The 527-nt window shown below is 66.6% G+C and carries 1 protein-coding gene; it reads left to right on the top strand.

Features of this window, described 5'->3' with window-relative positions:
* Positions 1-332, top strand: a 332-nt coding sequence (locus QMX83_RS21590; RefSeq protein ID WP_282298671.1) for a hypothetical protein, incomplete at its 5' end; no start/stop codon positions are given.
* Positions 333-527 lie beyond the last annotated feature (195 nt).

Raw genomic sequence — 527 nt, 5'->3', positions numbered from 1 at the left:
GCCAGCAGGAGGCCCGTAAGGTGTGTGGGGGCACCTTCACCGAGATCGAGCCGCGCAGCGGCGCGGCCGCTGCGGGTGAGTCCACCATCGCCGGTGGTTTCTGCGACCGGTTCGGCCCCGCCGCGCCGTTCGGCGAAGGAGCCCTGATCGGCTATCTGCAGGGCCAGCAGTACGTACACCGCATTGAGTACCACTGGCGACCCGCCAGCGAAGGCGAGCGCAACGCCCATCTTCCCACCCGCGTTCATCCCGCCCAGCAGCAGGCCTGGATCCGCACGATCAGCGCCACCCCGCTGTGCGGCACCGAGCAGTCCCCCTGCGAAAAGCCGTAGGGACGCGCCATGTGTGTCCAAGCGCCCCGGTAATCCATCTGGAGCAACAGCCCCCTTTTGTTAAGGGGGCGCGCCGACAGGCGCGGGGATAGGTGGAATGCTTCGGGGCCCACGATTAGCGTCGCGAATCGTGGGCGAGCAATTAAAGCAGCAGCTTCGGTTACGCCGTAAGGGCGTTACCGAACTGCAGCGTGA

Source organism: Stenotrophomonas sp. PS02289 (genome assembly GCF_029960115.1).
Lineage (GTDB): Bacteria > Pseudomonadota > Gammaproteobacteria > Xanthomonadales > Xanthomonadaceae > Stenotrophomonas.
Note: the sequence above shows the minus strand (reverse complement) of the source record. Positions and strands in the feature narration are given on the sequence as shown.